The 5,294-nt window shown below is 70.3% G+C and carries 2 protein-coding genes; both read right to left on the minus strand.

The annotated features are described in order from the left end of the window. Positions 1 to 1,286 (minus strand): beta-ketoacyl synthase N-terminal-like domain-containing protein (locus GT042_RS26390; RefSeq protein WP_202533883.1); only part of this gene is annotated, 1,286 nt, incomplete at its 3' end. Between the two features lie 45 nt (positions 1,287 to 1,331). Continuing rightward, positions 1,332 to 5,294 (minus strand): SDR family NAD(P)-dependent oxidoreductase (locus GT042_RS26395; protein WP_237531198.1); only part of this gene is annotated, 3,963 nt, incomplete at its 5' end.

Below are 5,294 nucleotides of genomic sequence, written 5' to 3' on the forward strand. Positions count from 1 at the left end.
TCCCGTTCCCGGGTGAGGAGTTCGACGGCGCCGGTGGACCAGTCGACCATGGGGGTCGGTTCCTCGGCGTGCAGGGTCCTGGGGAGCACTCCGTGCCGCATCGCCTGCACCATCTTGATCACCCCACCGACACCCGCCGCGGCGACGGTGTGTCCGATGTTGGACTTGAGTGAGCCGAGGTACAGGGGCCGGCCCTTGGGGCGGTTGCGTCCGTAGGTCGCCAGCAGGGCCTGTGCTTCGATCGGATCGCCCAGCCGTGTCCCGGTACCGTGCGCCTCCACCACGTCCACGTCGGCCTCGGACAGTCCGCCGTCCGCGAGCGCCGCACGGATCACCCGCTCCTGGGACGGGCCGTTCGGTGCCGTGAGCCCGTTCGACGCGCCATCCTGATTCACCGCCGAACCACGCACCACGGCCAACACCTCGTGACCGTTCCGCAGGGCGTCCGAAAGCCGCTCCACCAGCAGCAGCCCCACCCCCTCCGACCACGCCGTACCATCCGCACCCGCACCGAACGACTTGATCCGACCATCAGGAGCCAGACCGCTCTGCCGGGAGAAGTCGACGAATCCGCTGGGGGTCGCCGTCACCGTCACACCCCCGGCGAGGGCCAGCGTCGATTCGCCCGACCTGACGGACTGCACCGCCAGGTGCAGCGCGACCAGCGAGGACGAACACGCAGTGTCCACCGATATCGCCGGCCCCTCCAAGCCGAAGGTGTAGGCGATACGGCCCGAGGCGACGCTGCTGAGCTTGCTGGTGAGCAGGTAACCCTCGAACTCCTCGGGGCCTTCGAGACCCAGGTAGCTCTGCTCCACCACACCGGCGAAGACGCCGGTACGGCTCCCTCTCAGCGTGGTGGGATCGATGCCCGCCTGTTCGAAGGTTTCCCACGCGGTCTCCAGCAGGAGGCGCTGCTGCGGGTCCATCGCCTGCGCCTCACGTGGGGAAATGCCGAAGAACGCGGCATCGAAGAGGGGCGCGTCGTGGAGGAAGCCGCCCTCTCGGGTGTACGAGGTACCGGGCGTGTTCGGATCCGGATCGTAGAGTCCCTCCAGGTCCCACCCCCGGTCGGACGGGAAGGCGGAGATGCCGTCGACGCCGTCCGCCACCAGCTGCCACAGGTCGTCAGGAGAGGCGACCCCGCCGGGGAATCGGCAGGCCATCGAGACGATCGCGACCGGCTCGGCCGCGCCCGCCTCCAGTTCGGCGAGCCGTTGCTGCGCCTTGTGCAGATCGGCGGTCACCCATTTGAGATACTCGATGAGCTTCTCTTCTTTAGACATACGGGATCGCATTCTCCTTGTGGCGCGGAAGGTGGCTGAGCGCCGTCAGCGGACGGATCGGCCGAGCTGGGAGTCGATGAAGCTGAAGAGCTCGTCCGCCGAGGCCGATTCGATGACGTCCGACGCGTCGGGCAGGGCGGTGGCGCTCGCGTTCAACTTGGCCACGAGCGCCTGGAGACGTGTCGTGAGTTCGTCCCGCTCCGCTGCCTCCTGCGGCGTCGTCCTCGACAGGAGGGCCTCCAGCTTGTCGAGTTCGGACAGCGCGGCGTGCGACTCGGCGACTGTGTCCGGCACCAGCCGCTTGAGCAGCGAGTCGGCGAGTGCCGCGGGCGTGGGGTGGTCGAAGACCAGGGTGGCGGGCAGCGCGACCCCGGTAGCGGCTCCGAGCCGGTTGCGCAGCTCGACGCCCGTCATCGAGTCGAAGCCCAGTTCCTGGAAGGAGCGGTCCGTGGAGACCGTGCCGGCGGTCGCGTGCCCCAGGACCGCGGCCACCTCCTCGCGTACCAGAGAGAGCACCCATCGCTCCCGGTCCACCGGGGTCAGCGGAGCCAGATGCTCCGCGGGGGACGGCTCGGTGACGGCCGACGAGGCCTGCCGACGCGTGGGGCGGCGCGGCGAGAGCGTCCGCAACAGTGGCGGCATCCACTCTTCCGTGCCCGGCGCGAGCGTGCTCAACGAGGTGGCCACCGGCACGGTCGCCCCCGAAGCGAGCGCCCGGTCGAAGAAGGTGGTTCCCTGCGCTCGCGTCATGGGACGGAAGCCACTGCGGACGAACCCCGCGTACGCCTTGGCATCCTGGGCGGCGTCGTCCGATTCCCACAGCCCCCAGGCGATGGAGGTCGCCGGCAGGCCGGCCGCCCGCCGGTAGTGCGCCAGGCCGTCCAGGAAGGCATTGGCCGCGGCGTAGTTGGCTGCCCCGGGACCGCCGAACACCCCCACAGTGGAGGAGAACATGACAAAAGCGGTGAGATCTTGGTGCCGTGTGGCCTCGTGCAGGTTCCACGCCCCGTCGGACTTCGGGCGCATCACGGCCTCCAGGCGCTCCGGCGTCAGCGTCCCGACGAGTCCGTTGTCGAGTGCTTCCACGGTGTGCACGACTCCGGTCAGGGGGCGGTCGGACGGAATGCCCCTGAGCAGCAGCTCCAGAGCGGCCCGGTCGGCGACATCGCACGTCACGACCGTCACATCCGCGCCGAGCCCGGCGAGCTCGGCGACCAGTTCCTGTTCCTCCTGCGGGTCCGCTCCGTCGTGACGGGTCAGCAGCAGGTGTGCGACCCCGTGTTCCTGGACCAGGTGGCGGACCACGGCAGCACCGGGCATGCCGGTCCCGCCGGTGACCAGGACCGTTCCCGCCGCGTTCCAGGACGGTGCGGCCGGTGGTCGTACGGGGGCGGGTACCCGCCGCAGCCGGGGCAGCAGCACACGGTCCCCTCGCAGGGCGGTCTCCTGTTCCCCGGAAGCCAGGACCGCGGACAACCGCTCCGCCGAGAGCTCTCCGTCCGTGTCGAGAAGGATGATCCGTCCCGGGGCCTCCGACTGGGCGGAACGCACGAAGCCCCACAGAGCGGCTTCCGCGAGAGCCGGGATCTCCGCATCGGAGATCACCACCGCCCCCCGGGTGAGGATCACCAGAGGAACACCGGCGAGCCGGTCCTCGGCAAACCACCGCTGGAGGACGGCGAGCGCCTCACGGGCCGCGCCGCGCACGGAACCGGTCATCTCGGCCGTGTCCGCGCCGTCCCAGGGCAGAACGACCGCGTCGATCCGTGCCGCCGCCGCGGCCGCGGCGCCGACGTCGGCGAACCGCTCGGCGCTGGGGTCGCCGTCCGCGGTCACCGTACGGCTGCTCGCGGTGCCCAGGACTCCCCAGCGCAACGGCTCGACCTCGCTGCTCGGTTCAGCCGCCGGGCCCCATTCGACGGTGAGGAGCGCGTCGCCGCCGTCGGACCGCGCCGATCGGAACTCCCCGGCGGGAACGTCCCGGTACACGATCGAGTCGACCGTGGCGACCAACTCCCCGTTCGCATCGGTGAGCCGCAGCGCTATCGTGCGTTCGTCGAGCTCGGTCACCTGGGCCCGGACACCGGTGGCGCCCGTGGCGTACAACCGCACTCCGTACCAGTCCGCCGGCACGGGCACGGTGTCGCCCTGGACATCGAACAATCGTACGGGCAGTGCGTCGCCGAGCAGGTCGGGGTGGATGCCGTACCGAGCCGCCTCCTCGGCGGACTCGTCCGGCAGACGCAGATCGACGGTCGTGCCGCCCTCGGGGGGCGCCCCGCGCATCGCGGCGTCGTCGGACCGGAAGGACCCCTCGGCGTGCAGCGTCCACGATGCCCCGGGCCTGTCACCCGTGCCGGAGTCGGGTGAGGAGTGGACGGACAGCGTGCGGCGGCCGTCCTGGACGCCTGACCTGACCTGGAGCCACGCGGCACCGTCTTCGGAGAGGACGAGCGGCGCCCGCAGGTGGAGTTCGTCAAGGACGACGTCGCCGGTCTCGTCGCCGGTGTACAGCGCGAATTCCACCAGCGCGGGCGCGGAGAGGACCACCGACCCGAGCATGGTGTGGCGGGCGAGCGAAGGGTGGGTACGGGGCGAGATCCGACTGGTGAAGAGGACCTCGTCGCTCTCGGCCACGAAGACCGGAAGCCCGAGCAGCGGATGGCCCGAGGCGGCAGTCGGGCCGCCGGCAGCGCCGGTCGGGGCCGCCTGCTCCAACCAGTACCGTTCGTGCTGGAAGGCGTACGTGGGCAGGGGGACGCGCCGGGCGCCGGTGCCCTCGAAGAACGCCCGCCAGTCCACCGCCGTACCACGGACGAAAGCCGTGCCGAGCGCGGCGACCAGGGACTGGGCCTGGGGCCGGCCCTTGCGCTGGGCCGCCACCGTCGCCACACCGTCCGCCTCTCGCAGCGAGTCGGCTGCCATGGCCGCGCAGACCCCGTCGGGCCCCACTTCCAGGAACGTGGTGACGCCCGCCGTCTCCAGCGTGCGGACCGCGTCGAAGAAGCGCACCGGCTCACGGACCTGCCGCGCCCAGTAGGCGGGTGACGACCACTGGTCCCGGGTGAGGACCTCTCCGGTGACGGTGGAGACGACCGGGATCCGGGGCTCGTGGAAGGACAGGTCCGCCAGGACGGTCAGGAAGGCATCGAGCATCGGTTCCATGTGCGGGGAGTGGAACGCGTGCGACACCGTCAGCCGCGTGGTCCTGCGGCCCTGGTCCCGCAGCGCCTCCGCCACCTGCTGCGCGCGTTCGGCGTCGCCGGCGATGACGACGGAGCGAGGACCGTTGACGGCCGCTATGGAGAGTCGGTCTTCGTGCTCCTGGAGATGGGTGGTGATTTCGGCTTCGGTGGTTTGTATGGCGTGCATGGCTCCGTCGGGTGGGAGCTGTTGCATGAGTGTGGCTCGTGCGGCGACGAGGGTGGCGGCGTCCGGGAGGGTGAGGATGCCGGCGGTGTGGGCTGCGGCGATTTCGCCGATGGAGTGTCCGGCCATGAAGTCGGGGCGTGTGCCGAGTGATTCGAGGAGGCGGAAGAGTGCTACTTCGATGGCGAAGAGGGCGGGTTGGGTGTGTCCCGTGTTGTCGAGGTTTTTGCCTGTGGTGATGGTTTCGTGCAGTGGCTGGTCGAGGAGGGGGTCGAGGTGTGCGGCGATGTCGTCGAAGGCTTGTGCGAAGGTGGGGAATGTGGTGTAGAGGTCCATTCCCATGCCGGGGTATTGGGAGCCTTGGCCGGTGAAGAGGAAGGCGGTGCGGCCTTCGGTTTGTGTTCCGCGTATGACGTGGGGGTGGGTGGTGCCGGTGATGAGTGCGTGCAGTCCGGCGTGGCGGTCGGTGTCCGTGAGGGCGGCGCGGTGTTCGTGGGCGGTGCGTGAGGTTGCCAGTGAGTGGGCGATGTCCAGGTCGGAGTGGGTGGGGGAGTTCTGCAGGTGGGTGAGCAGGCGGGCTGCCTGGTCCCGCAGTGCTTGTTCGGTCCGCCCGGACAACAACCAGGGGACAACCGGCGG

Source organism: Streptomyces sp. SID3212, from assembly GCF_009865405.1.
GTDB lineage: Bacteria > Actinomycetota > Actinomycetes > Streptomycetales > Streptomycetaceae > Streptomyces.